We start from the raw sequence: 25,726 nt of genomic DNA on the forward strand, positions 1-25,726 counted from the left end.
GTGGCGCGCGGCACATGCCGCTTGGCATCGTACAGATTGCTTCGGGGGATATTGTGAGTTTGAATCATTCGCACGCGCACGGTCATGCGCATCACCACCATCATCACGGCGGAGGTGACGCGCACGGCCATGGCGGCGCTGCAGCCGGCGGCCCCGGGTTCTACTGGCGCGTCGCGCTCGCGGCGCTGTGCGTCGTCATTGCGTTCGCGGTCGCGAGCTTCATTCAGGTGCAGGCTGGCCAGGCCACCGTGGTCACCCGCTTTGGCGAGCCGGTGCGTGTGCTGCTCCAGCCCGGTCTCGCGTGGCGCTTGCCGGCGCCGATCGAGGCGGCCGTGCCGGTCGACCTGCGCCTGCATACGACCTCCAGCGGGCTGCAGGACGTCGGTACCCGCGATGGCCTGCGTATCATCGTGCAGGCCTATGTGGCGTGGCGCGTGCCGGCCAATGCGAACGACGTCGGGCGCTTCGTGCGTGCCGTGCGCAACGAGCCTGACGAGGCGGCGCGGCAGATCCGCTCGCTGCTCGGCTCGGCGCTGCAGACCACCTCGGCGGACTTCGACCTCGCCTCGCTGGTGAACACAGACCCGAGCCAGGTGCGCATCGGCGCGTTCGAAGATGAACTGCGCCGCCAGGTGGATGCTCAGCTCTACCAGGCGTATGGCGTGCATGTCGAACAGGTCGGGCTCGAACAACTGACGCTGCCGGCGGTGACGCTGGCGGCCACCGTCGAGCGCATGCGTGCCGAGCGTGAGACAGTGGCGGCGCAACGTACCGCCGACGGCAAGCGCCAGGCTGCACAGATCCGCTCGGATGCGGATCGCGATGCGCGCATCACGGTCGCCGATGCGAACGTCAAGGCCGCGCAGATCGAGGCGCAGTCGCGCCAGGACGCCGCGGCGATCTATGGCAAGAGTTACGCGGGCAATCCGCACCTCTATACGATGCTGCGCTCGCTCGACACGTTGAACACGGTGGTCAACTCCAATACCAACCTGATCCTGCGCACCGACGCAGCACCGTTTAACGTGCTGGTTCAAGGGCCTGCTGGGCTCGGCGCAACGCAGGCCCAGCCGCCGGGCGCGGCGCAGCCGGCTGCCGCGAAGAAGGGCAAGCACAACCCATGAGTACTGCCGTGGAGACGCCCACACCATCACCCTCGCTCGGACCCGGCGCGCAGGCCGTACGGCTCGCGTTCTGGTTCGTGGTGGTGATCGCGCTGCTGGCCGCCGGGGTTTGGGCGACCTCGAATATCCGCCGCATTCCGGCGGATAGCCGTGCCGTGGTGATGCGCTTCGGCGCCTTCGTGCGTACCCAGGATGCTGGGTTGCTGATCGCCTGGCCGCAGCCGTTCGAAACGGTGCTGCTGATCCCCGGCAGCGCGCGCGTGCTCGAACAACGCATCAGCTCGCTCGACCGCGATCCGCGTGCACGGGCTTCGGATCCGGCCGCCGCCACCGAATCCAGCCAGAACGCGCCGCTGCCGCTTGGCGACATCAGCTCGTGGGGCTTCCAGCCCGACGCCGGGGCGCCGGGGAACGCGGCGCCGTTGCTGCCCGATGCGTTGGCTGGTTCCGGCTATGTGTTGACCGGCGACAAGGGCGTCGTGCAACTGAGCGCGACGCTTTATTACCGTGTGGTCGATCCCTATGCCTATGTGCTGCAAAAAGAGCGCCTCGAATCCGCGCTGCAGCGGCTGGTCGCAGCGGCGGTGGTGGAAGTGACCGCGACGCGCGATCTCGATTCGATTCTGGTGGCGCGCCCCGAACTGCTTTCGACCGACCAGCAGATGGCCGTCAAGCGCGAGCAGTTGCGCGGCGAGATGGCGCAAGCGGTGCAACGGCATCTGAACGCGCTTGCAGCAGCGCACGCGGGCCTCGGCATCGAAGTGGCGCGCATGGACGTGCAGGCCGGGTTTCCGGCGGCCGCCGTCGATGCGTTCAACTCGGTGCTGACCTCGCTGCAAACCGCCGACCGCAATATTGCCGACGCTCGCACCCAGGCTGAGAACATCCGCCAGGGCGCGCAGCAATCCGCCGATCAGATCCTGCAAAACGCGCAGGCGAGCGCCACCGAGCGCGTCGCTAACGCAAAGGACGAAACCACTACGATCCTGCAACTCGAAACGCCGCTCGACGCCAATAGCGATCCCGGCCTGCTGGCGCGCGCCTATCGCGATCGCATCCAGCAGATTTTGGCGAAGGCAGGGCGGGTGACGACGATCGATCCGCACGACGCATCGAGCCTCGTGCTGCCGGGGAAAATTCAATGAGCGCGCATATCGAACCGGTCGAGCGTGCCCCGCAGGATGGCACGACGGCCTCGGTTGACCCGGCTCATGCTGCGGCCGGACACGAGCACGGGCATGAGCATGAGCACGAGCACGAGCACGAGCATGAGCACGAGCACGAGCACGAGCATGAGCACGAGCATGGCGGCGCACATGGCCACGGGTCCGGCCCGGGCAACGCCCATTCGCACGACGGCGACGGCCCGACGATCACGTTGTCGGCGGCGGAACGGCGCATCGTCACGCGGCAGATTGCGCTGGCGTTGCTGGCGGGCGGCTTGCTGCTGCTGTCGCTGGCGTGGCGCTATTTCGCGCCGGGCGGTGGGCAACTCGCCGAAGTGCTGGCGGGACTCGCATCGCTGCTGGTGGCGGGGCCGGTGTTCGCGGGCGCCTGGCATAGCCTGAAGTCGCCGAGCCTGCATGGCGTCACCGACCGGCTGATCGCGCTCGCCATGCTAGCGGCATGGGCGATCGGCGATATGACGACGGCAGCCTTGCTGCCGATCGTGATGACCTTCGGCCATGCGCTCGAAGAGCGCAGCGTGCTCGGCTCGCAAGAGGCGATTCGCGCGCTTGGCCGCCTCACTGCGGGACACGTGCGGCGCGTCAAGGCGGATGGCACGATCGAGGATGTGCCCTATGAGTCGGTGCGCGCCGGCGACACGGTCGAAGTGGCGGCGGGTGCGCGGATTCCCGCCGACGGCCTGGTGCGGCGCGGCCGCTCCAGTGTGGACAACGGACCGATTACCGGCGAGTCCTTGCCGCTCGACGTCGACGAGGGCAGCGCGGTGTTCGGCGGGGCGATGAATCTCGACGGCCCGCTGCGCATCGAAGTGACGCATGCAGGCGAGCAGTCGACGCTCGGCAAGATCATCGAACTGCTGCAACGCGCAGAGCAGGTCAAGCCGCCGATCACGCAAGTGCTGGAACGCTACATGGGCGCTTACCTCGCACTGGTGCTGCTGATCGCGGCGATTGTATGGTTCGCTTCGGCCAATGCCTCGGCGATGCTGGCGGTGATCGTTGCCGCCTGTCCGTGTGCGCTGGTGCTTGCTGCGCCGTCCACGGCGATTGCCGGGATCGCGGTGGGCGCACGGCATGGGGTGTTGTTCAGGAATGCTGCCTTTCTCGACCGGATTGCCGAAATCGATTCGCTCGTGATCGACAAGACGGGTACCCTCACGCACGGTGAGCTGCGCGTCGCCGAGCTTTTCGTGCAGCCCGGGGTGGCCAAAGCCGAAGCCGTTGCGCTGGCTGCGAAGCTGGGGGCGGGCAGTGCGCATCCGGTGAGCCGCGCGCTGACGCGCTATGCCGCTGCGTCAGCCGAGCACGAAGTGGCACCGTTCGAGCGTACGCGCGAATTGCGCGGTCTTGGCGTGGTGGCGGAAACGCCCGACGGCACCGGCGTGCTCGGCCGTGCCGAGCTGCTGCAGGAACATGTGGAAGCGTTGCAAGCGGCGCCCACTGAGATCGACGGGCCGTGCGTCGGCCTCGCGCTCAACGGCCGCTTGCTCGCCTGGTTCGGTTTCGCGGATGCGCTGCGCGCCGAGGCCGCCGGTGCACTCGCTGAGCTGCGTGAGCTGGGCCTTGTGCATCAAACGTTGCTGACCGGCGACCGCGATGCGGTGGCGCACAAGGTGGCGGCCCAGGTCGGGATCGATAAGGTCGTGGCGCAGGCGCTGCCGCACGACAAGCTCGACTATGTGATGCATGAGATGGAAGCGGGGCGTCATCCGCTGGTGGTGGGCGACGGCCTGAACGACGTGCTCGCGATCAAGGCCGGCGCGACCAGCATCGCGATGGGCGAACGGGGCATCGATATTGCTGTGGCCTCCGCCGATATCGTGCTGCTCGGCGACGATCTACGGCGTATTCCGACCTGTATCCGGCTTGGGCGGCGCTGCCGCCGCACCGCCACGATCAACGCGGCGATCGGGCTGCTATGGACCGTAGAGATTATCGCGCTCGCGGCGGTGGGCTTGCTCGGGGCAGTGTGGGTCGCGATCCTGCACAACGTTGGCACGTTTATCGTGATTGCGAACGCTGGCCGCTTGCTGCGCATCGACGAGGATTCGGCCTCGCAGCCGAGCCGCGACGCGCATGCTGGCGACGCGCAGCAAGGCTAACCACGCTCGAGGGTGGTCAGGAGCCGCGCTGCGGTTTAAAGAAGGTCTAGCGGTATTGCTAGATCTCTGCGATTGCCTTGCCGTGCAGAATCGCCGAGTCCAGTTCGTCGAGTTGCACGAGCAGGTCGTCGATAGAGCAGAGCTGGGTCTTGGTGACGTGATGCGAGTCGAGCAACTCGAACAGGCGTTTGCGCCAGTACTCGGGTGGCAGGATGGGGCCGCCAAAATCCCCACATAAAGATGGCTTCATGACTCGCGCGATGTGCGCGATGTCCTGATCGAGCAATGTAAGCATGACCCGCCCCCGTGACGGTTTGTACCTGGTGGCTTAGTGCCATCATTGTTTTGTCTAATTAATACTGTAGATCAAATTCATCGGATGGCAAGCTGCCTAAGTTGACAGGGTGCGGCGCGGTGCGAGAAGACGCAGACCGGTTGCCGGCGGGGCGCGGGCGAGGGCGAAACAGGCCGTTGGCATCAAGGAAAACCATAATGGCAACCGGCCGCGAAATGTCTAGACTGTAACCAAACGTAACCAAGTGTTGCTAATCATAAGTACGGGGATGATCTAAACGGGGCCGCGCCAGACTGGGCGCACTGAAGAGAACGCGGCGGGGTGAAGCCGCGCATATGGAAATGGCCGCAGAGCAATCTGCGGCCATTTTTTTGTGGTTGGCTGATGCCGTTTTAGCTCGCTGTGAGGTACTCAGGCAGCGAGCCTGTGCTACGTTGCGCCACGCGTCAGCGCGCCTTAGTGGCAGCGCTTTTCCCAATGATGGTGGACCTTCACCTTGTGACATACCGGGTGGTGATAGTCGGCGTAGGCCGGCGTGACAACGCCAACGGTGACAGCGGCGAGTGTGAGCGCAAACAGTACTTTTTTCATGGAGCTTCCCTGGTCGGACCGACCTAGTTGATGAACGGTCCCGTATGTTAGCTCCCGTGCCGTGACAACAATGTCAACAAAGGGCAAAAGCTATCGATTGTTGATCGGGGGTTGTTTACAACGTGTGACGGCCGGATGCACAGGCTAGTGGCCATGTCCGCCGCTGCCACTGCTTCCCCCGCTTTGCCATTGGCCGCCCCCATGGCCCCCGCCGCCGTGCCAGTTACCGCCGCCATGCCAGCCGCTGCCGCCGTGCCAGTACCGCCCACCGTAGTACCCGCCATGCGGGTAGTAACAGCAACCGCCGCCGCCCCAGATACTGATTGAGCCGTAGGCGGGCACGTAGCCGTAGTCGTATCCGTACGGGTATCCATACGCATAGCCGGGGTCCGCGTAGTAGCCCTGCCCGTAATACGGATATCCATAACCTGGCGCGACGGCGCAGCCGGCTAAAGCTGCCATGATCCCGAGCGCCGCAATGACGCGAAACATGACGTTCTCCCTCGATATCCGTAAGAAAGAAGTGTCGGCGCCAAGTTCCGGAACAATTGTGTCCAGCGTTTACAAACACGCCGGCGAGCGCCGGGACGTCGGTTGCTCGCGGCGTGCACTAAAGCAGCGGGACTTCGCGAAACGAGATTCTCCCGATCAACCAGCGGGTTTTCGTCACGCTTCGAGGGCAAGCGTGGCAAACGTTGCGAGCCAATGTTCGCCCATGTAGTCCCCGGCGACATGCGCAAGTGCGCTGTCGAGATGGCGTTCGGCCGCTTCGACGAGCAGCGCGCGGCGCGCATCGTTGGCCGGCAGTGCGCGGGCGAGTGAACGCTGGCACCAGGCACGGCTGAGATTCAGGCCGTCGAGGTGAGCGATCTTGCCGTCGGTACGGTCGGTCACGGTGACCGGCTCAAACAGCGTGGCCGGCTGGCGCGCAGCAAGCTGCGGCAGGAATGCGCCGAACCATGCCACGAACTGTTCGGCCGGCAATACGCGCCGCATCAACTCGGCTTCCATGAGCGAGGGCGAGAGGAATTCATCCCCTGCCGGTTCCCATGCCTGACATGCGACATCGTTCCGATACCAGCGATGTGCCGTTTCGACCACCAGCGCCGCCAAGGAATCACGCGAGGTTTGCCGCGCGAAATCGAGCGTCAACGCGAGCGCGAACGCCATGTTGAAATGCGTGCCCACTCGCAACGGATAAGTGGCTTTGGGCAGAAACTCTTCGAAGCGCTCGACGAAGGCTTCGGTTAGCGGTGCGAATGTTTTGCTCCAGCGGGCGGCCTGCGGCAGTTTCAGCTTGTCGATCTGCGCCGATAACGCCAGCAACCAGCCCCAGCCGTATGGCCGCTCGAAGCCGCGATTGTGCGGCAGGTCGAGATACGCGCGTTCGCCAGCCACGTTGGCCTCGGTAAAGTGCTCATCCACCACGGCGACGATGCGCGCAGCTTCGGGCAGATCGGGGAAGCGCTCGAGCAGATGCAGAAGCAGCCAGTAGCCATGCACGCTCGAATGCCAGTCGTAGCTGCCGTAAAAGATCGGGTGCAGCGCGCGCGGCCCCTGGACGTCCTGCGGACCGGCAAGCGAGTGGGTCAGCTTGTTCGGATACTCGCGGGTCAGGTGATCCAGTGCCAGATTGGCAAATTTCGATGCAATAGCAGAAGTGAGTTGAGCAGTCATCGACGCCTCGTCGGGAGCGGGTCAAAAGCGGAATACGAAGAGATACATCAGTAGGGTGTTGACGATCAACAGCAGCAACGCAGTCGGCCATTGCGCCTTGATCACGCCATTCTGGTCCTTCAGTTCGAGCAGCGCGGCGGGCACGATGTTGAAGTTGGCCGCCATCGGCGTCATCAGCGTACCGCAAAAGCCGCACAGCATGCCGATCGCACCGAGGATGGCCGGATTGCCGTGGAATTGATGGACGATCAGCGGCAGGCCGATGCCCGCTGTCATCACCGGAAACGCGGCAAATGCGTTACCCATGATCATCGTGAAGAGGGCCATGCCGAACGTGTAGGCGGCGACCACTGCAAATGCCGAATCGAGCGGGATCCACGCTTTGACGAGTTCGGAGACGACGTGGCCCACGCCAGCCACCGCGAACAGTGCGCCGAGCGCGGCGAGCATCTGCGGCAGGATGGCGGCCCAGCCGACCGCGTCCATCGTATGCCGGGCGTCTTTGAGCGCGTGGATTGGCGCATCGCGCAACATCAGGAGCGCCACGCCGAATGCGACGAGTGTGCCCAGCACAAGCGAAATGAGCGTCAGGCTCTTCGGATCGACGAACGGCACGTACTTGAGCGTGAACGTGCCCAGCAGGGTGACGAAGGGAATCAGCAGGGCCGGAATGAAGAGCTTGTTGCCGAAGCGTTGCGCATGCGCCTCGCGGCGTTCCGTGGCTGCAGTGCTCGCGCTGTCGGGCTTGCCTTTGCCGAGCTTGCCGGACCCGGCGATCAACGCAAGCGCGATGGCGAGACAGCCGGTGACGAAGTGCGGCAACTCGCCGCCGAACATAAACGTCAGGGCGTAGATGCCCCAGAACAGGAAGTTGATGACGCGGCGTGGATTCGAGCGGTCCTGCAAGTTAAACAGCGCGAACGCGGCGAACATCAGGCCGGCGAGGATGTAGAGGGTTTCGAGCTTGATCATCATCGCGCGAAGCTCCGGCGCTGGGGGTTCATTCGATGCGACAGATTGCGGTCGAGCAGCAGCAGGCGGGCGCAGTGGATGAGTAGCGCTGCGACCGCGGTTGGAATGGCCCACACGGAAATCTGCAGCGGTTCGACCGTCACGCCGTTCTGCTCGAGAAAGCCTTTGATAAGCAGAATCGACTGGATAGCGATGAAGATGTCTTCGCCGAAGAACACGGCGATGTTGTCGACGGCGGAGGCGTTCGCGCGAATCTGTTGCCGCACTTCATCGGGCAGTTCGCCGTAGCGGTTGGCAGCGGCGGCTTCCGCCATTGGCGCAATCAGCGGCCGCACCATCTGGGCGTGACCGCCGAGCGAGGTCAAGCCGAGGGCGGCGGTAATCTGGCGGATCACGAAATACAGCATCAGCACGCGGCCGGTGGTGGCCGCCTGCAAGCGGGAAATCAGGTGCCGTGCCTGTTCCTTCAGACCATTACGTTCGAGCAGGGCGATCACAGGCAAGGTTAGCCAGATGAGGCCCATATAGCGGTTCTCGGCGAAGGCCTTGCCGAAGCCGCTGATGATCTCGACCGTGTGAAGGCCGCCCGCCAGACCTGTAGCGATGCCCGCGATCGTCACCACCAGCAAGGCGTTGAAGCGCAACGCGAAGCCGATCACTACGATCGGTATTCCTATCAGAACCAGCATGTTTCCTCCCGTCTCGCTGTGTGGTGACGACGCGGGCAGCCCGGCGCGCGCAGCCCGGCGCGCGCGTCGTCCAGTCACGCGTGCTATTCAAATAGCATCAGTCGTGGCGAGGAAATCTAACACGATAAATTATCGATAAATAGTCAACAAATTGGGGGTGTAGGGTAAACGTTGAGCAAGGCGGGCGTGCGACCGCGCCAAAGAGTCTCTTGTCTCTCTGGCGGGGAGAGGGGGCGGCGTGGCGATTGCCTAGATGAACTGCAGTAGGCTCGGTTTGCTTAGTTACGCATGGCGTTGAATGCGCGATCGACACTGCGCTGGCCATGTTCGCCCAGCCCCGATGCCGCGGCCTTTCGGGAATCGAACGCAACCGAGGTGAGACGGAAAGGCAGTTCCTTCCACAACGGCTCGGCCCTGGTTTGCAGATGGGCAATCACCTGGTTGCTGTTAAATCCCAGCAGTTCAAGGGCAAGCCGAAGCGCAGCGTGTTCCTTGCGCAACGTCTCATCGCTTTGACGCATGGTCTCTCCGGAAAGTGTTCGCTGGATCCAGCTTCAATTGGATATAAAAAGGGTGCCGGCCGTAACCGGCACCAACAAAGGCCTTGGCTTCCGAGGAGGGAAGTTCTTTGCCAAGGCCCCCGAGAGATCTGCCGTTCAGTCTGGTACCTCGCTCGGGTTACGGGGCTTTCGGGGCGAGGCATGTTGCGAACCAGCCTGATGGCCTTGCGCAGCTGAAATGCATGTGCTTATGTGCGTTGCGGCGAATTTCCAGCCTAAGCCATTACGGATAGAACGTAATTCCATCTTATGCGGGCCATTCATCCCTGATCTTCAAGTGTTCGAACTATGATTTCTACTTTTCGGGCGCTGGGCGGAAATAGTCTTGTATCAGCGCAACTGCTGTTTCAGCTTCTGCTCTCCGATGGAGATCGAGCCAGATTCCGGTTGGTCATGTGGCATGCATAGAAAGCCCAAGATCGACGTTGTGCAAAACCGCCCGATAAAACGACGGCGCAGATGAAGTCATTGTCTATTTTTAGAAATAGACTTGCATCCGTAATAAACACTGATCTTATTCGCCTGGCAGTGGGTCCGGTTGTAGGTGAATCCGTGTTCAACAAGCCGATGCATTGCAGCTAACCTATCAACGTTAACAGCTGTCAAATTTCGATCGGCGTGATCAAATTCTTGATGGTTTGCATAGTAGATCGGCCGTGCATCAGTAAACGTTGTGTTAGGTCTGCGAGGGAAGCAGACTTTAAAGCATGTGTAAAAAATGAATGATTAATTATGCGTGACGAATTGTTCTCCATTAATTTGAAAGGCCAGCCGTCCTGCGTCGACTGGCTGGACGTCATCGTGAATTCCGTTTCCATCGGACACTTATCGCCAGAGCTGTGCGGAAGGACAGGATCTGCATCTCCCCGAAACGCCTACTGCAGAGAGATATCATGAAATCCGATAGCGCAGTTATTAGCTTTATAGAGAATTTCCCGGTTTCGGCAAGTTTCAAGGAGGCCGACACGGGGAGATACATTGTTAATAACGCCTATAATTCACGGCAATTTGATGTGGAAAATCCAAAGGACCTTGAGGGACTAACGATACGCGATCTTAATTTCTGTCAACCGGAATGGGGGAAGCAGTATTCCGGTATGATTGAAGAGCTTGATTTTAATGCTCGTGAGAAAAAATCTCACATGCTAGGCAGGCATCAATTTATTGATAATCACGGCGAAGTCCAGCTGGAGGAGATGGTCAAGTTCCCGGTTCTGGGTTCGAGGGGAAATATTCTGGGTATTGTCACTTATCGGCACGACATCACACCAGTACTGTCTCCTAACAATATCTATCATCTTTACCGGGGATTTTACGATGCCAAGAACGCGATCAAGCGTGTGCTGGTCTGCCTCGAAGTCGATCAGTATTTTGTCGCGCAGCCTACCGAAGCGCAATTCCGGGTTTTTCTTTTAAAAGCAGAGCGCTTTGCCAATAAGGAAGTTGCGAAGTTTCTCGGCACGTCAGACCGAACGGTGGAGTGCCATTTGGTCGCACTGCGAAACAAGGTGGTCGAGGGCAATCTGTCCCGCGTCCTATCCCTCGTCAAATGGAGCTCAGGATGCGCCGACAACTCAATCCAGTGCTGAAGATTGCGCTCACCGCCAATCTTTTCGAGTGGTACGAATTTTCGCTTACCGCTTTTATGGCCCTGGAAATCGGCCGGCTTTTCTTCCCCGCTACGAGCGACAAGACAGCCTTACTGCTGAGCTTTTCGGTGTTTGCGAGCAGTTACCTCGCGCGACCTTTTGGTAGCGTGTTTTTCGGCATCCTGGGCAATCGGCGCGGTGCCGGGGCAGCACTCAAGCTCAGCATGATCGGCATGGCGATACCCGCATCGTTGATCGCTTTTTTGCCGATTTATAAAACGGCGGGCTATCTCGCGACGGGGCTATTGGTCGGTCTGAAAATTCTGCAAGGCTTTGCGGCAGGCGGCGAGATGCCATTGAGCGGTTATTTTGTGTCGCTCAACTCCGCAGATAAAAATCGTGGTCTCTATTGCTCCGTGCTGGTGGTCAGTGGCTTCCTCGGTATGTTGCTGGCGTCAGGGATTGTTTTTGTCTTGCCGTACGGCGCTGCGATGCTGGCGAGGCTACTGGGTGGGGAGGGGGGCGGGTACCTGACGGAGTCCTGGCGCTGGCCATTTTTGTTCTGCATTCCCTTGTCGCTTTGGATCTATTCACTCAGATCCTCGATCTCCGCGATCCCGGACGGCGAAGCGCGGCACACATCGCACGCGAGGCCCGCGTGGCCGCTGGTACAAGCCGTTATCCTGGTTGCATTTATGGAGATGCATCTATATACGGCGTTTGTCTGGCTGCCAGCCTATTTGCACAGCTATCTCGGGGTTGCCACTTTCGATGCTCATTTGACTAATGTGATCACGTTGCTGATTTTTTCCATGGCAATGGTGGCAGCAGGTTATGCAACGCGTTGGATAGATGCTTCCAATCTCGTCCTTATCGGCATCGTGTCTTTGATCTGCACCAGTTATCCCTTGTTCGCGATGTTGCAACATGGTGATTTTCTGACGCTGTTATTGGTGCAAGCGGCCTTTGCGGTCATGGCGGGTTGTCTGGTCGGCGTCATTTTTGTTGTGCTTCCCGACTTGTTTAAAGATAATTGGCGCAGTTTTGGCATGGCTAGCACTTACTCTCTCTCTACTGCGCTTTTTGGCGGAACCGCGCCCGTAGTGTGCGCTTATTTGATCAAGGTGACGCATCTGCTGACCGCTCCCGCGCTCTATATAATGGCGATGGGTTTGCTGGCCGTGCCCATTGCGTACGGCATATCCTTGAAGAACCGCCGCCAACGTCAACTTTGCGTCGATCTGACTGACTCCGAGCAACGACGCGCGTCGTCCTCGATTCTCCAACCCTGATCGCTGAGCTTCGATGACTCATTTGTCCAACTTGCCGCCGGCGTATCTGGTCACGCCAGAACCGTCGGCGGACAAGCCCTTAGCCAATTTTGTCGCGCACCTGGAGCGGGCCCTGGAAGCAGGCATCCGCCTGGTGCAGTTACGCGCCAAGACCCTGACAGCCCAGCAGTACGCCGAACTGGCGGAGCAGGCACTTGCGTGTTGCCGGCGCCACGATGCGCGGTTGCTGTTGAACGCCCCGGTCGACGTGGTGCAGGCCTTGCAAGCAGATGGCATACATCTGACCAGCACTCGCCTGATGGCGTGCGCAACCAGGCCGTTGCCGGCGGGACTGCTGGTTTCGGCAGCGTGTCACGATGCGCGGCAAGTGCTGCATGCGAACCGGATAGGCGCCGATTTATTGACCATCTCGCCGGTCTTGCCCACCGCAACTCACACCACTGCTGAGCCTCTGGGTTGGCCGCGGTTTCGCGAACTCGTGGCGCTGACCACGATCCCGGTGTATGCCTTGGGCGGGATGACGGCCGATACGCTGGATGAAGCCCGCAACGCCGGTGCCTGTGGCATTGCGGCGATTCGGTCGCTGTGGGGAGGCGTCGCCTGAGGCGGGACTTGCACCTCGCGAGTTACAGCAACTCCCGAATCCGGTGATACAACATCCCCAACTCCAGCGCCGGACCGCGTAACGCTGGGCCGCCGGGAAAACGCGCATGACGCAGCTTGGCGAACAGATCGAACGCCGCGGTTTCCCCGGCAATCGCCTGCGCGACCACACGCCCGGCAATCCCGGTCAGCGCCACGCCATGCCCGCAAAACCCCTGCACATAGAAGTAGTTCGGATCGATCGAGCCGAAATCCGGCGCGCGGTTGCGCGTGACGTCCACAAACCCGCCCCATGCGAATTCGACTTTCGCATCCGCCACTTGCGGAAACACATCCACCATCCGCTTGCGAATCTGCTCCGACAACTGTGCAGGCGCCGCGCCGGTCGAACTGGCCCGGCCACCGAATAACACGCGGTGATCGGCCGAAACACGGAAGTAATCGAGGAAGAAGTTGTTGTCGCACACCGCCTCGCGTTTGGCGATGAGTGCGGAGGCACGCGCCTCGCCAAGCGGCTCCGTGGCGACGATATACGAGGCAATCGGCGCGATGCGTGCTGCGACTGCCGCAGGCAGCGCATCGCCGATGGTCGCGTTGCCGCATGCCACGACGAAGCGGCAGCGCACTTCGCCATTTGCCGTACGCACCGCTGGCCGCGCGCCGCGCACGACTTCAATCACCGGCGAGTGGGCGAACAACTGCGCGCCTTCACGGCGCGCCGCATCCGCGAGACCCAGGCAGTATTTGAGCGGATGCAGATGCCCGGAGATCGGATCGTAGACTCCCGCCAGATAGCGCTGCGATGCGACGCGGGCGCGGATCTCATCCGTATCGAGCCATGAGAGCTTCGTATAGCCCATTCGCGACGACACCTGATCCATCCATGCCTGCAGATCGGGCACGCGCTTCGGTTTGGTCGCAACGGTCAGATAACCGGGCGTGAAATCGCAATCGATACCGTAACGCTCAATGCGCTCCCGCACCAGCGCGACGCCTTCCACCGACATCGCCCACGCCGCGCGCGCTCCATCGAGTCCGAGCTGCTTTTCGATGATGTCGTCTTTTGCGAAGCCTACCAGCGTCTGGCCGCCGTTACGGCCCGACGCGCCCCAGCCGGGCCGATGCGCCTCGAGCACCACGACCGACAACCCACGCGCCCGGCATTCGAGCGCAACCGATAGCCCCGCAAAGCCCGCTCCGATCACGCACACATCCGCTTCGAGCGTGCCGTCCAGCATCGGGCCGTCGACGAGCGGACGCGCGGCGCTCGCCTCGTAATAGGAGTTGCGGATCAGTGCATCCGCGCGGCGGTCGAGACTGTCGGTCATCAAAGCAAATCCTTCATTCGATACCAGGCCATCGCGAGGACGAGGGCAGGGGTGCGCAGTGTAGCGCCGCCCGGAAAGTCGCGGTGGCGAATCTTGCCGAACAGGTCGAAACGCGCGGCCTGGCCGTCGATCGCCTCGGCGATCAGCTTGCCGGCGAGCCCTGTGGTGTTGACGCCATGCCCCGAGAAGCCTTGCGCAAAATACACGGTCGGCGAGAGCCGTCCGAAATGCGGTGCGCGATTCATCGTGATATCGACGAAGCCACCCCACGCGTAATCGACCTTCACGTCGGCCAACTGCGGGAAAGTCTTCAGCATATCGCGGCGCATTGCTTCGCCGAGATTGCGCGGCGCGAACCTCGAATAGCTGACCTTGCCGCCCCACAATACGCGGTGATCGGGGGCGGGCCGGAAATAGTCCAGCACGAAGCGGCTATCGCAGATCGCCGCCTGCGCGGGCATCAAGGCCTGGGCGCGCGCTGGGTCGAGCGGCTCGGTGGCGATCACATAGGTGCCAACCGGCATGATCTTGCGCGACACGTCTGGCGCCAGCGCACCGAGCCAGGTGTTGCAGGCGAGCGCAACGAATTGCGCCTGTACCTGGCCGCGAGCGGTTTCTATCACATGCCCGCCACTGCCGTTGCTCGCGCTGCTGATGCGGGTCACGCAACTGTTTTCGAAAATCTGCACGCCCGCAGCGCTCGCAGCGCGAGCGAGACCCAGCGTGTAATTGAGCGGATGCAAATGACCGCTGTCCGGGTCGAACAGGCCACCCAGATAGCGCGTCGACTGAACATAGTGGCTCAGGCCGTCCTGCTCGATATAGCGGAAACGGTCATAGCCAAAGCGTGCTTGTGCTTCGTCGCGCCATTGCCGCAGCGCAGTGACATCGCGCGGTTTGTTCGCCGCGTGGAAATAGCCGAACTGGAGGTCGCAATCGATCTGGTGCCGCGCGACGCGATCCTTGACGATCTCCAGCGTCTCGAGTCCCATCTCCCACATACGCTTGACGTCTTCGGCGGGCATATGCTTGGCGAACGTATCCATATCGCATGCAAAGCCGCCGATCAACTGACCGCCATTACGCCCGCTCGCCGCCCAGCCGACTTTCGAGGCTTCGAGCAGCGCGACGGAATAGCCGCGTTCGGCAAGATTCAGCGCCGTCGAGATACCGGTGAGGCCGGCGCCGATCACGCAGACATCCACCTTCAAAGGGCCGTCGAGCGGGGCGTGACGGGTTGTATCGTTGAGCGTGGCCGCATAGTACGACACGGCATGGGGTTGGTTCGCGAACCGGAGCATAGGCAGAAAACACACTAGATGCCGAAAGTGCGGCGCCGTGCAGCGTGGCGCCGTACTTCGGCGGTACAGGTTAGAACGCGTAGATGAATTGCGTGGCCAGCATGTCGTTAGACTTGCCGTACGAACCGCTGTTGTGCAGGAACACGTCCTCGGTCGCCCAGTCGTGACGATATTCGACCTTGACGGTGATCTGCTGGGTCGGATAGAACAACAGATCCAGCGCGACGTCCTGGTGGATTGCACCCTTGCACTCGAAGCCAAGGCCGCCATTCGCCTTCGAGTTTGCCAGGCAGCTCGCACCGATACCGAAGCCGTTGGTCGGATCCATGCCGTTCGAGTTCAGCACGACGCCACCGCCGCCGCCGCCGTTCTTGGTGTCGGCGAGCACGTCGTAGCGCGCGGTGACCCCCATGCGGCCTACCGTCGGCAACGTGAACTTGCGGTGCGCGAGCAGCGAGATGCCGTACCACTGGGCCTGGCCGCCGTTAAATGCCGCATTTTGTTGCTGGCCGTAGTCGAATTCGGCGTTATACGTCGCGTCCGCCAGTGTATAAGCCGCGTCGGCTTCAGCGAAGAAGAACGTCCCGAACGCGCTCGGCGCTACGCCACCCGAACCGTAAACGCCTGGCAGCGGGTTGCCTTGCGCATCCGTACCCTGTGCCAACGTCTGCCGGCCGATATTGAACGAACCGCCAATATCCAGCGCGCTAGACCACGTATAGTCGACGCGAGCCGTGAAAGTCGGAATCTTGTTGCTGGAGGTGATAGGGTCGCCCAGGGCGTTGGTGCCCGTCTGAATCGAAGACCCATACGTGCGGTACTGTTCGTTGCCCAGCATGAACTTCCAGGCCCAGTTGCTGCTGTCGCCCGTGTAGTTCACGCCTGCACCGACGTAGCTGCCCGGATCCGAGAAGTCATACAGCAGGTTGTGCGTGAGCGTTACCATCTGGTTCGACTGCTGCACTTCATAGCCGCCGAAGCTCGGCATCAAGCCCGCGACGAACGTCGTCGTGGCCGTGACCGGCACCGTGACGACAGCCGTATTCAGGATGTCGAGACCGGTGCTGCCGTGTTCGTTCTGCAGCAACGTGATGCCGTTGCCGCGGTTCGGCATCAAGGTGATTTCAGCCGACGGCGCCATCGGGCCGACACCGAAGGTCTTCTTGATGTCGAGGTAAATGTCGCCGAACGTGCTGTTGAAGTAGTCGTAGCTGCTTTCGTGGTTGGCGAACAGGAACGACGAGCTGCTCAGATCGCGGTTATAGACATAGGTCGGATCGATATAGCCCGTCACCGAAAGACCGGCAATCGGCCCGGTGTTCTGCGCATCCACCAGCGAATCGACCTTCAACTGCTGATTGGCGATCTGCTGCTTCATTGCGTCGACCTGATCGTTGGTCAGCGTCGCCTGTGACTTGCCATAGTCAGGCGACGAAATGTCCACCGGTGCTGCGGCCACGGCAGGCGCGGCGGGCGCCGCCGCTGCCGGAGCGGCCGCTACCGTTTTGGGTTTGGCCGCCACCTCGGCCCGCAACTGCTTCACCTCCTTTTGCAAAGAGTTCAGTTGCGCCTGCAGCGCCTTGATCTCATCGCTAGTGGTGTCCGCCATGGCGATGCCTGGCAGACTCCCCGCCACTAGCAGGCAGATGAGTTTCTTTCTCATGCACATTCTCCTTGTTGGTCGTATTGCCAGGAACTGCTTAAACTTGGACGGCACCGAGCGACTTGCGCACGGTAGCGGGCTGGGTGACAGGGGCGGCATCGGCGGCTTCCGCGACCGCAAAAGCCATCTGCATATCTCGGGTGCGTTTGCGTTCGCGAACCTGCATCCAGCGGTTCACGGCGATCACGCCAACCGTCACGACGCTGATGAAGATCGTTGCGAGCGCATTCATTTCCGGGTTCAAACCGAGCCGCACGCGCGAGAACACAACCAGCGGCAGCGTGGTGGAGCCAGGCCCGGAGAGGAACGCGGAGAGCACCAGATCGTCGAACGACAGCGTGAACGACAGCAACCAGCCGGACATCAGCGCCTGCGAGATCAGCGGCAGCGTGATCAGGAAGAACACCTTGAAGGGCGTCGCGCCGAGATCGAGCGCGGCTTCTTCGAGCGACTTGTTCAGCTCCTTGACACGTGACTGCACGATGATCGCCACGTAGGACACGCACAGCATCACGTGACCGATCCAGATCGTCAGCAAGCCACGGCCCTTCGGCCAGCCGAGCATCTGTTCGAGTGCGACGAACAGGAGCAGCAGCGAGATGCCCTGAATCACTTCGGGAATCACCAGCGGCGCGTTGATCATGCCGGCGAACAACGTGAAGCCGCGAAAACGTCCGAAGCGCGCGAGCACGAAACCCGCCCACGTGCCGATCACTACCGAAGCGCATGCGGTCAGCAAGCCGATCTTCAGCGAGAGCCATGCCGCGCTGAGCAGTTCGTCGTCTTGCAGCAAGGCGCCGTACCACTTCAGCGAAAAGCCGGACCACACGGTGACGAGTTTCGACTCGTTGAACGAGTACACGACGAGGCTGATGATCGGGATATAGAGGAACAGAAACCCGAGCGTCAGGACGGTGTTGGACAGCTTTCTATTAGGCTTGATCATTTCGCGCCCTCCAGTTCCTTGACCTGGTAGTACTGGAACACGGCCATCGGCACGAGCAGCAGCAGAACCATTGCGACCGTCACGGCAGATGCCATCGGCCAGTCCATATCGTTGAAGAACTCGTCCCACATGACGCGGCCGATCATCAGCGTATCGGCGCCACCCAGCAGTTCAGGAATCACGTATTCGCCCACCGCCGGGATGAACACCAGCAGGCTGCCGGCGATAATGCCGTTCTTCGACAGCGGCAAGGTGATACGCGTGAAGGCGGTCCACGGTTTGGCGCCGAGGTCGTACGCGGCTTCGAGCAACGTCAGGTCCATCTTCACCAGGTGTGCATACAACGGCATCACCATGAACGGCAGGTACGAATAGACCATGCCGATATAGACGCCAATATCGGTGTGGTATAGCCGCAGCGGCGAGTGGATCATGCCGATGGCCATCAGCGTGTGATTGAGCAGGCCGTCGTCCTTGAGAATCCCGATCCACGCATAGACGCGAATCAGGAACGAGGTCCAGAACGGCAGCATCACGCCCATCATCAGCAGGTTGCGTTTAGCCGGCTCCGAGCGGGCGATGTAGTACGCCACCGGATAGCCGATCATCAGGCAGAAGAAGGTCGAGATCGCGGCCATCTTCAGCGAGCTGATGTAGGTGGCGATATACAGATCGTCCTGCAGCAGGAACGCGTAGTGACCAAGCTGGATTGCAAAGTGGACGACGCCGTCTTTGACGCTGAGTAGATCCGTGTATGGCGGAATGCCCAGGCGCAAATCGGCGAAGCTGATCTTCAGCACCAGGACGAACGGCAGCGCGAAAAACAGCGTGAGCCACAGGAACGGCACGCCGATCACCGTGGTGCGGCCGGACGGCAGCAGAGCGGCGAGGCGCTTTTTCAGCGAACCGAGCAGGCGGCTGCTGGACGGCGCGCCGAGCGCCGCGGGGGAGGAGGTAGTGGGATTGCTCATTGCGTCACCACCACGCCGCTAGCGGGCGACCAGTAGACGAACACGTCGTCGTTATAGGCTGGCGCCCCTTCGCTCATCAGATGCGAACTGGAGAGGTTCGACACCACCGTCTTGCCGCTCGGCAGGCGCACGTGGTACAGCGAATAGCTGCCCATATAGGCGACATCCGAAACCACGCCACGCGCCCAGTTATGCGGCGTCGAAGGCTTTTCGAGCGACACCTTCACGCGTTCCGGACGCACCGAGATGCCCACCGGCATGCCGAGCGGCCCGGTAATGCCGTGGCTCACATACATGCGCGCTTCGAGGTCTTCGCTTTCGACGAAGATGTGATCGGGTTCGTCCTCCACCACCACGCCTTCGAACATATTGGTCGAACCGATGAACTCGGCCGAGAAGCGGCTGTTCGGAAACTCGTAGACCTGCGAGGGCGTGCCGATCTGCACGATTCGGCCTTCGCTCATCACGGCGAGGCGCCCGGCCATGGTCATCGCCTCTTCCTGATCGTGCGTGACCATCACGCAGGTCACGTCGACCTTCTCGATGATGTTGACCAGTTCCAACTGGGTCTTCTGGCGAATCTTCTTGTCGAGCGCGGACATCGGCTCGTCGAGCAGCAGCAGCTTGGGGCGTTTGACGAGCGAGCGGGCCAGCGCCACCCGCTGTTGCTGACCGCCGGAGAGCTGGTGCGGCTTGCGGCCCGCGAACTTGCTCATCTGCACGAGGTGCAGGGCATCGGCCACGCGTTCCTTGATTTCGTTCTTCGGCGTGCCTTCCTGCTTGAGACCGAAGGCGATGTTCGCCTCGACGCTCATATGCGGAAACAGTGCGTACGACTGGAACATCATGTTGACGGGGCGCTTGTACGGCGGCATGGCCGCCAGGTCTTCGCCGTCGACGAAGATGCGCCCCGAGGTGGCCGTTTCCAGCCCGGCGAGCATGCGCAGGAGCGTGGACTTGCCGCAGCCGGAGCTGCCGAGCAACGCGAACAGTTCATTCTTCGCGATGGTCAGATTGACGTTATCGACAGCGGTGCTGTCGCCGAATTTCTTTACGACGTTTTCAATGCGGACAAATTCGTCCGTTTTGCTTTTAGTCGTAACAGCGGGTTTGGCCGCAGTGCGGGTTACCTGGGCGGCGCTATTTGTTGAGGTCGTCGAGTTCATGGTGTAACCATTCCTTGCAGATCGCGGGCGTGAGCTTTCCCGTGTGGGGCGCTCAGGCGGCCCACAAAGGTCTGCTGCGATCGGGAAACATGGGACTGCGCTTGCAAGGCGCAGGCTGACTGCCTTATTGCCGATTCAGGCGGAGAGGGATCGAGCGACCCCTGCTCCGCGGTTTTAGATGCTTATATGCGTGATTAAAAAATCAGTGGCCGGTTTTGAGCTGAGCCCAAAGGCGGTTTTCAAGGCGCAGGATGTCGCTCGGCATCGGCTTCATCAGCGTCATCTTGCTCAGCACGTCGTCACCCGGATAAACGGTGGTGTCCTGAGCGACGCCCGGCGTCACGAACTGGCGTGCAGCCTTGTTGGCGGTCGGGTAGAACACTTCGTTGGTGATGGCGGCGTTGACCTTCGGATCTTCGATGTAGTTGATCCACTTGAGCGCGGCTTCTGGGTGCGGTGCATCCTTCGGGATCACCATCACGTCGAACCACAGCAGGCCGCCTTCCTTGACGTTCGAGAACTTGACCGTGTAGGAGCGCTTCGCTTCAGCGGCACGGCGGCTAGCAATGCCGACGTCGCCGGACCACGCCACTGCGACGCACACGTCGTTATTGGCAAGGTCGTTGATGTAACCGGAGGAGTTGAACTGGGTGATATACGGGCGGACTTTCTTCAGCACTTCGAAGGCAGCCTGATAGTCGGCCGGGTTCGTGCTGTTCGGATCCTTATGCATGTATTGCAGCACCGCGGCGAAGACGTCGACGGCCTGGTCGAGGAACGACACGCCGCAGCCCTTCAGCTTGGAGAGGTTGGCCGGATCGAACACCAGCGCCCAGCTATCCACCGGTGCGTCGGCGCCAAGCGCCTTTTGCACGGCCTGTACGTTGTAGCCCACGCCGTCGGTGCCGTATGCCCAGGGCACGCCGTACTGGTTGCCCGGATCGGCGTCGGTGATCATCTTCATCAGAACCGGGTCGAGGTTCGCCAGGTTCGGCAGCTTGGATTTGTCGAGCTTCTGGTAGACACCGGCCTGAATCTGCTTGGCCATGTAGTTGGACGTCGGCACCACGATGTCATAGCCGGAGCTGCCCGCCAGCAGCTTGGCCTGCAACGTATCGTCGCTATCGTAGTTGTCGTACTTCACATGGATGCCGTCCTGCTTCTCGAAGTTCGGAATCGTATCCTTGGCGATATAGTCCGACCAGTTGTACACATTCAGATCGGTGTCGGCCGCAAGCGCCGGTGAGACCGACAGCGCAGTAAAGCTCGTGACGGCGAGAAGCGCGGCCCCCGCGACCGCATGACGAAGATGACGTCCATTATGACTAGCGCTCATGGCTTTTTTTCCCTTGAAGTTAAAGTCCCGGCATGAGCGCATGTCGTGGTGCGTCCATGCCGGAAAAGAACTGCCGTTACGAAATTCCGAGTTGTTGTGCGGTCGCGTCAATGGCTTTCTTCGCCTTCGAGACGATCTCGTCGATTTCCTGCTTCGTGATCACAAGCGGCGGCGACAGCAACATCCGGTCGCCGGTGGCGCGCATGATCAGGTTGCCGTTGAAGCAGAAGTCGCGGCAGATCGTGCCGACATCGCCTCCGTTGGCAAAACGCTTGCGCGTTTTGGGTTCCTGCGCGAGTTGCAGGCCGGCCACCAGCCCGACGCCGGCGATGTCGCCGATAATCGGATGGTTCGCGAAAGTCTCGCGCAGCTTCTTCTGGAAGTACGGGCCGGTATCGGTCTTGACGCGTTCGACGATCTTCTCGTCGCGCAACAGCTTGAGATTGGCTACAGCAACCGCAGCCGCGACCGGATGGCCGGAGTAGGTGAGGCCGTGATTGAAGTCGCCGTTTTCGATGATCGCCTTGGCAACGCGGTCATGCAGGCCGACCGCACCCATCGGGATATAGCCGCTCGTCAAACCCTTGGCAAGCGTGATGAGGTCAGGCTCGAACTCGAAGTGCTGATGGGCAAACCATTCGCCGGTGCGTCCGAAGCCGCCAATCACTTCGTCCGCCACCAGCAGAATGTCGTATTTGCGGCAGATGCGCTGGATTTCCGGCCAGTAGGTGGACGGCGGGAAAATCACGCCGCCCGCCCCCTGGAAAGGCTCACCGATAAACGCGGCGACATTCTCCGCGCCGATCTCGAGGATCTTTGCTTCGAGTTGCTGCGCACGGGCGAGGCCGAATTCTTCCGGCGTCAGATTGCCCTCGGCTTCGCCGAAGTAATACGGTTGGTCGATATGGACGATGTTCTCGACCTTCGACGGCATCTGCTCGTGCATGTAGCCCATGCCGCCGAGCGTGCCGCCCGCAATCGTCGAACCGTGATAGCCGTTCTTGCGCGAGATCACCACCTTCTTCGCCTGCTTGCCCTGGGTCGCCCAATATTGATGGACGATGCGCAGCACGGTGTCGTTGCCTTCTGAGCCGCTGTTGCAATAGAAGAAGTGGTTAAACGGCGCCGGCGCGAGTTCCGCGAGCAGCGCGGACAGTTCGATCACCGGCGGGTGGGTGGTCTTGAAGAAGGTGTTGTAGTAGGGCAGCTCCATCATCTGCCGGTAGGCGGCTTCGGCGAGTTCCTTGCGGCCGTAGCCGACATTCACACACCACAGACCGGCCATGCCGTCGATGATCTGGTTGCCTTCGGAATCCCACAGGTACACGCCTTTGGCCTTGACGATGACGCGGCTGCCTGCCTTGTTGAGCGAACCCATATCCGAGAACGGATGAATGTGGTGTGCCGCGTCGAGCGCGCGATACTCCGCGGTGCTGCGTTGTTGCGAAACCTGCGCGGCTGCGGCCGGCTGGGCCGGTTGCACGTACGCGACTTCTTCTGTTCTGTAGCTCATGTTGCCTCCAGTAGTTCGGTTTGCCTCGCTGCGTCTTAAACGTGCAGCAGCAGATGCCGGCGTTCCCACGAACTGATCACGCGGAAGAACGCTTCGTATTCGGTTTCCTTCAATGCCAGATAGGCCTTGACGAATTTTTCGCCGAGCACTTCGGCGATCGGCTCGCAGGCGCCCATCAGCGTCAAACCCTCTTCGAGATTGCGCGGCAATTGATAGGGCAATTCGTAGCCGTCGCTGATCAGCGGTTCGGTTGGGCGCAGGTTCTGCGTCATGCCGAGGTAGCCGGCCGCGAGCGTCGCGGCGATGGCGAGGTACGGATTGCAGTCCACGCCTGGAATGCGGTTTTCGATGCGGCGTGCGGCCGGCCCCGAATGCGGAATCCGGAAACCCACCGTGCGGTTGTCGTAACCCCACTGCACGTTGATCGGCGCAGCCATGAAGCGTGACAGACGGCGATACGAATTGATGTACGGCGCGAAAATCGGCATCAACGCCGGGGTGTACTTCTGCAGACCGGCGATATAGCCGTCGAACAGTTGGGTCGGCTTGCCGTCCGGACCGGTGAAGAGGTTCTTGCCGGTTTCCTCGTCGACGAGGCTCTGATGCATGTGCATCGCCGAGCCCGGTTCGCCTTCCATCGGCTTGGCCATGAAGGTCGCATACATCTTGTGACGCAGCGCGGCCTCGCGCACGGTGCGCTTGAACAGGAACACGCTATCCGCCAGCTTGAGCGGATCGCCGTGCATGAAGTTGATTTCCATCTGCGCCGCGCCGACTTCGTGAATCAACGTGTCGACTTCGAGTTCCTGAATATCGCAGTACTCGTAGATGTCTTCGAAGAGCGGGTCGAACTCGTTGACCGCTTCGATCGAGTAAGCCTGACGGCCCGTTTCCGGACGGCCGGTCCGGCCGATCGGCGGTTGCAGCGGCAGATCCGGGTCCTTGTTCATGTCGACCAGATAGAACTCGAGCTCCGGCGCGATCACGGGTGTCCAGCCCTTGGCCTTGTACAGCTCCAGCACGCTGCGCAGTACCCGGCGCGGCGAGATGGCAACCGGCGTGCCGTCGAAGTGCACGCAATCGTGAATCACTTGAGCGGTGGGGTCGACCGCCCACGGAATCAGGCGGATCGTTGAAGCATCGGGAACGCAGACCATGTCGGGATCGGTGACGCCGGTGAGCGAGCCGTCTTCCGGATAATCCCCTGTGACGGTCTGGATCATCACCGCTTGCGGCAGGCGCATGGATTCGCCGGATTCGAACTTGCTGCGCGGAATGATCTTGCCGCGTGCGATCCCGGCCATGTCGGGAATGATTGCTTCGATCTCGGTGATGCGGTGTTGCTTCAGAAATTCGTCGATGTCTTGCATGATTGTTCTCTCAGTTTTTGCGCGGGCCGGTTCAAGCCTGGGTGGTAGCGGCGGATGCCGCGCCGTAGCCGGCCCTGGTGCGCATTCGATCGCGGCATGCATCGCCGAAGGCCCGGAAGATCGCGGTGGAGAGCGCGTCGCTGGCGTGCTTCCACTCGGGGTGCCACTGCACACCCAGAGCGAAGGCGCGTGCCTGCTTGACGCTCACCGCTTCGATCAATCCGTCTGGCGCAATGGCTTCGGCCACGAGGCCGTTGCCCAGCCGCTCGACGCCTTGTCCGTGCAAGGAATTCACACGCGCTTCATTCGCTCCCGCTGCGAGACGCTGCAGCAGGCCGCCTTGGATCAGCGCGACGGAATGCGACGGTGCGTATTGCACGTCCAGTTCGTCTTCCTTGTTCTCGCGGTGGTCATGCAAACCGGCCACCGTGTGAACGCTTTGATGCAACGTCCCGCCGAACACCACGTTCATTTCCTGAAAACCGCGACAGACCGCGAGCACCGGCACGCCGGCGTCGATAGCGGCGCGCAGCAGCGGCAGCGTCGTCGCATCGCGTGCGGCGTCGTGCAGCGTGCCCGGCGCGCTGGCGTCGCCGCCGTAATGGTGCGGCTCGACATTCGAATAGCTGCCGGTGAACAGCAAGCCGTCGACCGTCGCCAGAATCTCGGCGGCCGCCTGACGGTTGCCGAGCGCGGGCAGCAGCATCGCCAGCGCCTGTGAGCCGTCGACGATAGCGGCGATATATTTCTCGCCGACTACGTGCGACGGATGCACTCCCATCATCGTTCTGTCGGCGCTAATGCCGACCAGAGGTCTGGTTCGCATGACTAATCTAATGGACGTGTTTGTTCCCCGCGGGATGCGGCACGAACAACGTTAAAACAGGCGCGGCACAATTCCGCAGCCGTGCGCAGGGCGCAAAGCCACCAGAAAGGCAGGCGGGGGTCGTGAGCGGACCGTGCCGCGCGTTGCTATCAGGAAGACCGTTCGATTCGGCCTGTTGCCCCGCGTACCAGCACAACACGCCCATGTGACAGGCGATAGCGCGCGGACTCAAGCACCGGTGCCGGCAGGGGCACACTGGCACGCTCAAGCAAACAGGTGAACCGAACGGTAAATAGGAGGGAGGCGCTACGGCAGCAGCGAAGCGACCTCGTCCGTGCGCACGGCGATAAAAGCGCGCGCAGAGACGGAGTTGTGACGTCGAACGGAACGGCGGGACAGGATCGTGAAGACGGACAGAAAGCGGCGAAACGCAAGGCTGCCGTTGCTGCCGTCGGCGATGGCGCCTTCAGGACGAAGCGATCTCGCCTGACTGCGTTCCCACCTAACCAAAGGGCCTCGGACTCTCACGATTACACTCGACTAGCGACGTTGAAAGTATTGAACGCCTCGCTCAGCAAACGCACAGGGCGTTTAAAGAAACGTGACGCGGGATGATCGTCTCGTG

Annotated in this window: 24 protein-coding genes; 6 read left to right on the forward strand and 18 right to left on the reverse strand. The window is 61.3% G+C overall.

Features of this window, described 5'->3' with window-relative positions:
• The first annotated feature begins 14 nt into the window (after positions 1 to 14).
• Genes hflC through BLQ92_RS08120 form a run of 3 tightly spaced genes read left to right on the forward strand, consistent with a single transcriptional unit; the run spans position 15 to position 4,413 of the window.
• A complete protein-coding gene (gene hflC, locus BLQ92_RS08110) occupies positions 15 to 1,124 on the forward strand; it encodes a protease modulator HflC (RefSeq protein WP_175772648.1) in 1,110 nt (369 codons plus the stop codon).
• Complete coding sequence (locus tag BLQ92_RS08115; RefSeq protein WP_090683286.1) at positions 1,121 to 2,269, forward strand: SPFH domain-containing protein; 1,149 nt, start codon at positions 1,121 to 1,123, stop codon at positions 2,267 to 2,269. The genes hflC and BLQ92_RS08115 overlap by 4 nt, the downstream gene beginning before the upstream one ends.
• On the forward strand, positions 2,266 to 4,413 hold the full coding sequence (locus BLQ92_RS08120) for a heavy metal translocating P-type ATPase (RefSeq protein WP_090683288.1): 2,148 nt from the start codon (positions 2,266 to 2,268) through the stop codon (positions 4,411 to 4,413). Before BLQ92_RS08115 ends, BLQ92_RS08120 begins: the two co-directional genes overlap by 4 nt.
• Before the next feature lie 58 nt (positions 4,414 to 4,471).
• Here the strand turns inward: BLQ92_RS08120 and BLQ92_RS08125 are convergent, their stop codons facing one another.
• The 7 genes from BLQ92_RS08125 to BLQ92_RS08150 form a co-directional block, all read right to left on the reverse strand.
• The gene (locus BLQ92_RS08125; RefSeq protein ID WP_090683289.1) at positions 4,472 to 4,708 is read right to left on the reverse strand and encodes a hypothetical protein; all 237 of its coding nucleotides are present in this window, start codon (positions 4,706 to 4,708) and stop codon (positions 4,472 to 4,474) included.
• A gap of 456 nt (positions 4,709 to 5,164) precedes the next feature.
• Positions 5,165 to 5,299: a hypothetical protein gene (locus tag BLQ92_RS41065; RefSeq protein WP_279607940.1), complete on the reverse strand. Its 135-nt coding sequence runs from the start codon at positions 5,297 to 5,299 to the stop codon at positions 5,165 to 5,167.
• 144 nt (positions 5,300 to 5,443) lie between these two features.
• On the reverse strand, positions 5,444 to 5,791 hold the full coding sequence (locus BLQ92_RS08130) for a hypothetical protein (RefSeq protein WP_090683291.1): 348 nt from the start codon (positions 5,789 to 5,791) through the stop codon (positions 5,444 to 5,446).
• 174 nt (positions 5,792 to 5,965) lie between these two features.
• Positions 5,966 to 6,976 (reverse strand): DUF2891 domain-containing protein, encoded by a 1,011-nt coding sequence (locus BLQ92_RS08135; RefSeq protein WP_090683293.1) that lies wholly within the window; start codon positions 6,974 to 6,976, stop codon positions 5,966 to 5,968.
• A 21-nt stretch (positions 6,977 to 6,997) separates the two neighbouring features.
• Complete coding sequence (locus tag BLQ92_RS08140) at positions 6,998 to 7,948, reverse strand: DUF979 domain-containing protein (RefSeq protein WP_090684000.1); 951 nt, start codon at positions 7,946 to 7,948, stop codon at positions 6,998 to 7,000.
• Positions 7,948 to 8,637, reverse strand: coding sequence for a DUF969 domain-containing protein (locus tag BLQ92_RS08145; RefSeq protein ID WP_090683294.1), 690 nt, complete (start codon positions 8,635 to 8,637; stop codon positions 7,948 to 7,950). The genes BLQ92_RS08140 and BLQ92_RS08145 overlap by 1 nt, the downstream gene beginning before the upstream one ends.
• A 278-nt stretch (positions 8,638 to 8,915) precedes the next feature.
• Positions 8,916 to 9,158, reverse strand: coding sequence for a hypothetical protein (locus BLQ92_RS08150; RefSeq protein WP_090683296.1), 243 nt, complete (start codon positions 9,156 to 9,158; stop codon positions 8,916 to 8,918).
• A gap of 932 nt (positions 9,159 to 10,090) precedes the next feature.
• Between BLQ92_RS08150 and BLQ92_RS08155 the strand changes: the two genes are divergently transcribed.
• From BLQ92_RS08155 to BLQ92_RS08165, 3 genes are read left to right on the forward strand one after another with little or no spacing between them, the layout of a single operon-like run.
• On the forward strand, positions 10,091 to 10,786 hold the full coding sequence (locus BLQ92_RS08155; protein WP_090684002.1) for a helix-turn-helix transcriptional regulator: 696 nt from the start codon (positions 10,091 to 10,093) through the stop codon (positions 10,784 to 10,786).
• On the forward strand, positions 10,759 to 12,078 hold the full coding sequence (locus BLQ92_RS08160; RefSeq protein WP_143016532.1) for an MFS transporter: 1,320 nt from the start codon (positions 10,759 to 10,761) through the stop codon (positions 12,076 to 12,078). Before BLQ92_RS08155 ends, BLQ92_RS08160 begins: the two co-directional genes overlap by 28 nt.
• A 13-nt stretch (positions 12,079 to 12,091) precedes the next feature.
• A complete protein-coding gene (locus BLQ92_RS08165) occupies positions 12,092 to 12,682 on the forward strand; it encodes a thiamine phosphate synthase (protein ID WP_090683298.1) in 591 nt (196 codons plus the stop codon).
• Between the two features lie 22 nt (positions 12,683 to 12,704).
• On the opposite strand, the gene BLQ92_RS08170 is transcribed toward BLQ92_RS08165, so the two are convergent.
• The 11 genes from BLQ92_RS08170 to BLQ92_RS40600 all read right to left on the reverse strand — a co-directional run bounded on the left by BLQ92_RS08170 (position 12,705) and on the right by BLQ92_RS40600 (position 25,629).
• Complete coding sequence (locus BLQ92_RS08170) at positions 12,705 to 14,009, reverse strand: NAD(P)/FAD-dependent oxidoreductase (protein WP_090683299.1); 1,305 nt, start codon at positions 14,007 to 14,009, stop codon at positions 12,705 to 12,707.
• Positions 14,009 to 15,310, reverse strand: coding sequence for an NAD(P)/FAD-dependent oxidoreductase (locus tag BLQ92_RS08175; RefSeq protein ID WP_090683301.1), 1,302 nt, complete (start codon positions 15,308 to 15,310; stop codon positions 14,009 to 14,011). The genes BLQ92_RS08170 and BLQ92_RS08175 overlap by 1 nt, the downstream gene beginning before the upstream one ends.
• A gap of 70 nt (positions 15,311 to 15,380) precedes the next feature.
• A complete protein-coding gene (locus tag BLQ92_RS08180) occupies positions 15,381 to 16,973 on the reverse strand; it encodes a DUF3138 family protein (RefSeq protein ID WP_090683303.1) in 1,593 nt (530 codons plus the stop codon).
• A gap of 37 nt (positions 16,974 to 17,010) precedes the next feature.
• Complete coding sequence (locus BLQ92_RS08185) at positions 17,011 to 17,919, reverse strand: ABC transporter permease subunit (RefSeq protein ID WP_090683304.1); 909 nt, start codon at positions 17,917 to 17,919, stop codon at positions 17,011 to 17,013.
• A complete protein-coding gene (locus BLQ92_RS08190) occupies positions 17,916 to 18,890 on the reverse strand; it encodes an ABC transporter permease subunit (RefSeq protein ID WP_090683305.1) in 975 nt (324 codons plus the stop codon). Before BLQ92_RS08190 ends, BLQ92_RS08185 begins: the two co-directional genes overlap by 4 nt.
• Positions 18,887 to 20,056, reverse strand: a complete 1,170-nt coding sequence (locus BLQ92_RS08195) for an ABC transporter ATP-binding protein (protein ID WP_090683306.1) — start codon at positions 20,054 to 20,056, stop codon at positions 18,887 to 18,889. The genes BLQ92_RS08190 and BLQ92_RS08195 overlap by 4 nt, the downstream gene beginning before the upstream one ends.
• 202 nt (positions 20,057 to 20,258) lie before the next feature.
• Complete coding sequence (locus BLQ92_RS08200; protein ID WP_090683308.1) at positions 20,259 to 21,392, reverse strand: polyamine ABC transporter substrate-binding protein; 1,134 nt, start codon at positions 21,390 to 21,392, stop codon at positions 20,259 to 20,261.
• A gap of 76 nt (positions 21,393 to 21,468) precedes the next feature.
• Positions 21,469 to 22,905 carry an aspartate aminotransferase family protein gene (locus tag BLQ92_RS08205; protein WP_090683310.1) on the reverse strand — a complete coding sequence of 479 codons (1,437 nt, stop codon included), beginning with the start codon at positions 22,903 to 22,905 and terminating at the stop codon, positions 21,469 to 21,471.
• Between the two features lie 35 nt (positions 22,906 to 22,940).
• Positions 22,941 to 24,275: a glutamine synthetase family protein gene (locus BLQ92_RS08210; protein ID WP_090683312.1), complete on the reverse strand. Its 1,335-nt coding sequence runs from the start codon at positions 24,273 to 24,275 to the stop codon at positions 22,941 to 22,943.
• A 31-nt stretch (positions 24,276 to 24,306) separates the two neighbouring features.
• The gene (locus tag BLQ92_RS08215; RefSeq protein WP_090683313.1) at positions 24,307 to 25,101 is read right to left on the reverse strand and encodes a gamma-glutamyl-gamma-aminobutyrate hydrolase family protein; all 795 of its coding nucleotides are present in this window, start codon (positions 25,099 to 25,101) and stop codon (positions 24,307 to 24,309) included.
• 306 nt (positions 25,102 to 25,407) lie between these two features.
• A complete protein-coding gene (locus BLQ92_RS40600) occupies positions 25,408 to 25,629 on the reverse strand; it encodes a hypothetical protein (protein ID WP_410815763.1) in 222 nt (73 codons plus the stop codon).
• Between the last annotated feature and the right edge of the window lie 97 nt (positions 25,630 to 25,726).

This window comes from Paraburkholderia phenazinium (genome assembly GCF_900100735.1).
In the GTDB taxonomy this organism is placed as follows: Bacteria; Pseudomonadota; Gammaproteobacteria; order Burkholderiales; family Burkholderiaceae; genus Paraburkholderia; species Paraburkholderia phenazinia.

Excerpts from the sequence above, each read along its gene's own strand:
- BLQ92_RS08155 (WP_090684002.1), top strand. The coding sequence starts at position 10,091 with ATGAAATCCGATAGCGCAGTTATTAGCTTTATAGAGAATTTCCCGGTT.
- BLQ92_RS08210 (WP_090683312.1), bottom strand. The coding sequence starts at position 24,275 with ATGCAAGACATCGACGAATTTCTGAAGCAACACCGCATCACCGAGATC.
- BLQ92_RS08170 (WP_090683299.1), bottom strand. The coding sequence starts at position 14,009 with ATGACCGACAGTCTCGACCGCCGCGCGGATGCACTGATCCGCAACTCC.
- BLQ92_RS08120 (WP_090683288.1), top strand. The coding sequence starts at position 2,266 with ATGAGCGCGCATATCGAACCGGTCGAGCGTGCCCCGCAGGATGGCACG.
- BLQ92_RS08215 (WP_090683313.1), bottom strand. The coding sequence starts at position 25,101 with ATGCGAACCAGACCTCTGGTCGGCATTAGCGCCGACAGAACGATGATG.
- BLQ92_RS08145 (WP_090683294.1), bottom strand. The coding sequence starts at position 8,637 with ATGCTGGTTCTGATAGGAATACCGATCGTAGTGATCGGCTTCGCGTTG.
- BLQ92_RS08150 (WP_090683296.1), bottom strand. The coding sequence starts at position 9,158 with ATGCGTCAAAGCGATGAGACGTTGCGCAAGGAACACGCTGCGCTTCGG.
- BLQ92_RS08165 (WP_090683298.1), top strand. The coding sequence starts at position 12,092 with ATGACTCATTTGTCCAACTTGCCGCCGGCGTATCTGGTCACGCCAGAA.
- BLQ92_RS08140 (WP_090684000.1), bottom strand. The coding sequence starts at position 7,948 with ATGATCAAGCTCGAAACCCTCTACATCCTCGCCGGCCTGATGTTCGCC.
- BLQ92_RS08130 (WP_090683291.1), bottom strand. The coding sequence starts at position 5,791 with ATGTTTCGCGTCATTGCGGCGCTCGGGATCATGGCAGCTTTAGCCGGC.
- BLQ92_RS41065 (WP_279607940.1), bottom strand. The coding sequence starts at position 5,299 with ATGAAAAAAGTACTGTTTGCGCTCACACTCGCCGCTGTCACCGTTGGC.
- BLQ92_RS08135 (WP_090683293.1), bottom strand. The coding sequence starts at position 6,976 with ATGACTGCTCAACTCACTTCTGCTATTGCATCGAAATTTGCCAATCTG.
- BLQ92_RS08180 (WP_090683303.1), bottom strand. The coding sequence starts at position 16,973 with ATGAGAAAGAAACTCATCTGCCTGCTAGTGGCGGGGAGTCTGCCAGGC.
- BLQ92_RS08160 (WP_143016532.1), top strand. The coding sequence starts at position 10,759 with ATGCGCCGACAACTCAATCCAGTGCTGAAGATTGCGCTCACCGCCAAT.
- BLQ92_RS08190 (WP_090683305.1), bottom strand. The coding sequence starts at position 18,890 with ATGAGCAATCCCACTACCTCCTCCCCCGCGGCGCTCGGCGCGCCGTCC.
- BLQ92_RS08205 (WP_090683310.1), bottom strand. The coding sequence starts at position 22,905 with ATGAGCTACAGAACAGAAGAAGTCGCGTACGTGCAACCGGCCCAGCCG.
- BLQ92_RS08115 (WP_090683286.1), top strand. The coding sequence starts at position 1,121 with ATGAGTACTGCCGTGGAGACGCCCACACCATCACCCTCGCTCGGACCC.
- hflC (WP_175772648.1), top strand. The coding sequence starts at position 15 with ATGCCGCTTGGCATCGTACAGATTGCTTCGGGGGATATTGTGAGTTTG.
- BLQ92_RS08195 (WP_090683306.1), bottom strand. The coding sequence starts at position 20,056 with ATGAACTCGACGACCTCAACAAATAGCGCCGCCCAGGTAACCCGCACT.
- BLQ92_RS08125 (WP_090683289.1), bottom strand. The coding sequence starts at position 4,708 with ATGCTTACATTGCTCGATCAGGACATCGCGCACATCGCGCGAGTCATG.
- BLQ92_RS08200 (WP_090683308.1), bottom strand. The coding sequence starts at position 21,392 with ATGAGCGCTAGTCATAATGGACGTCATCTTCGTCATGCGGTCGCGGGG.
- BLQ92_RS08175 (WP_090683301.1), bottom strand. The coding sequence starts at position 15,310 with ATGCTCCGGTTCGCGAACCAACCCCATGCCGTGTCGTACTATGCGGCC.
- BLQ92_RS08185 (WP_090683304.1), bottom strand. The coding sequence starts at position 17,919 with ATGATCAAGCCTAATAGAAAGCTGTCCAACACCGTCCTGACGCTCGGG.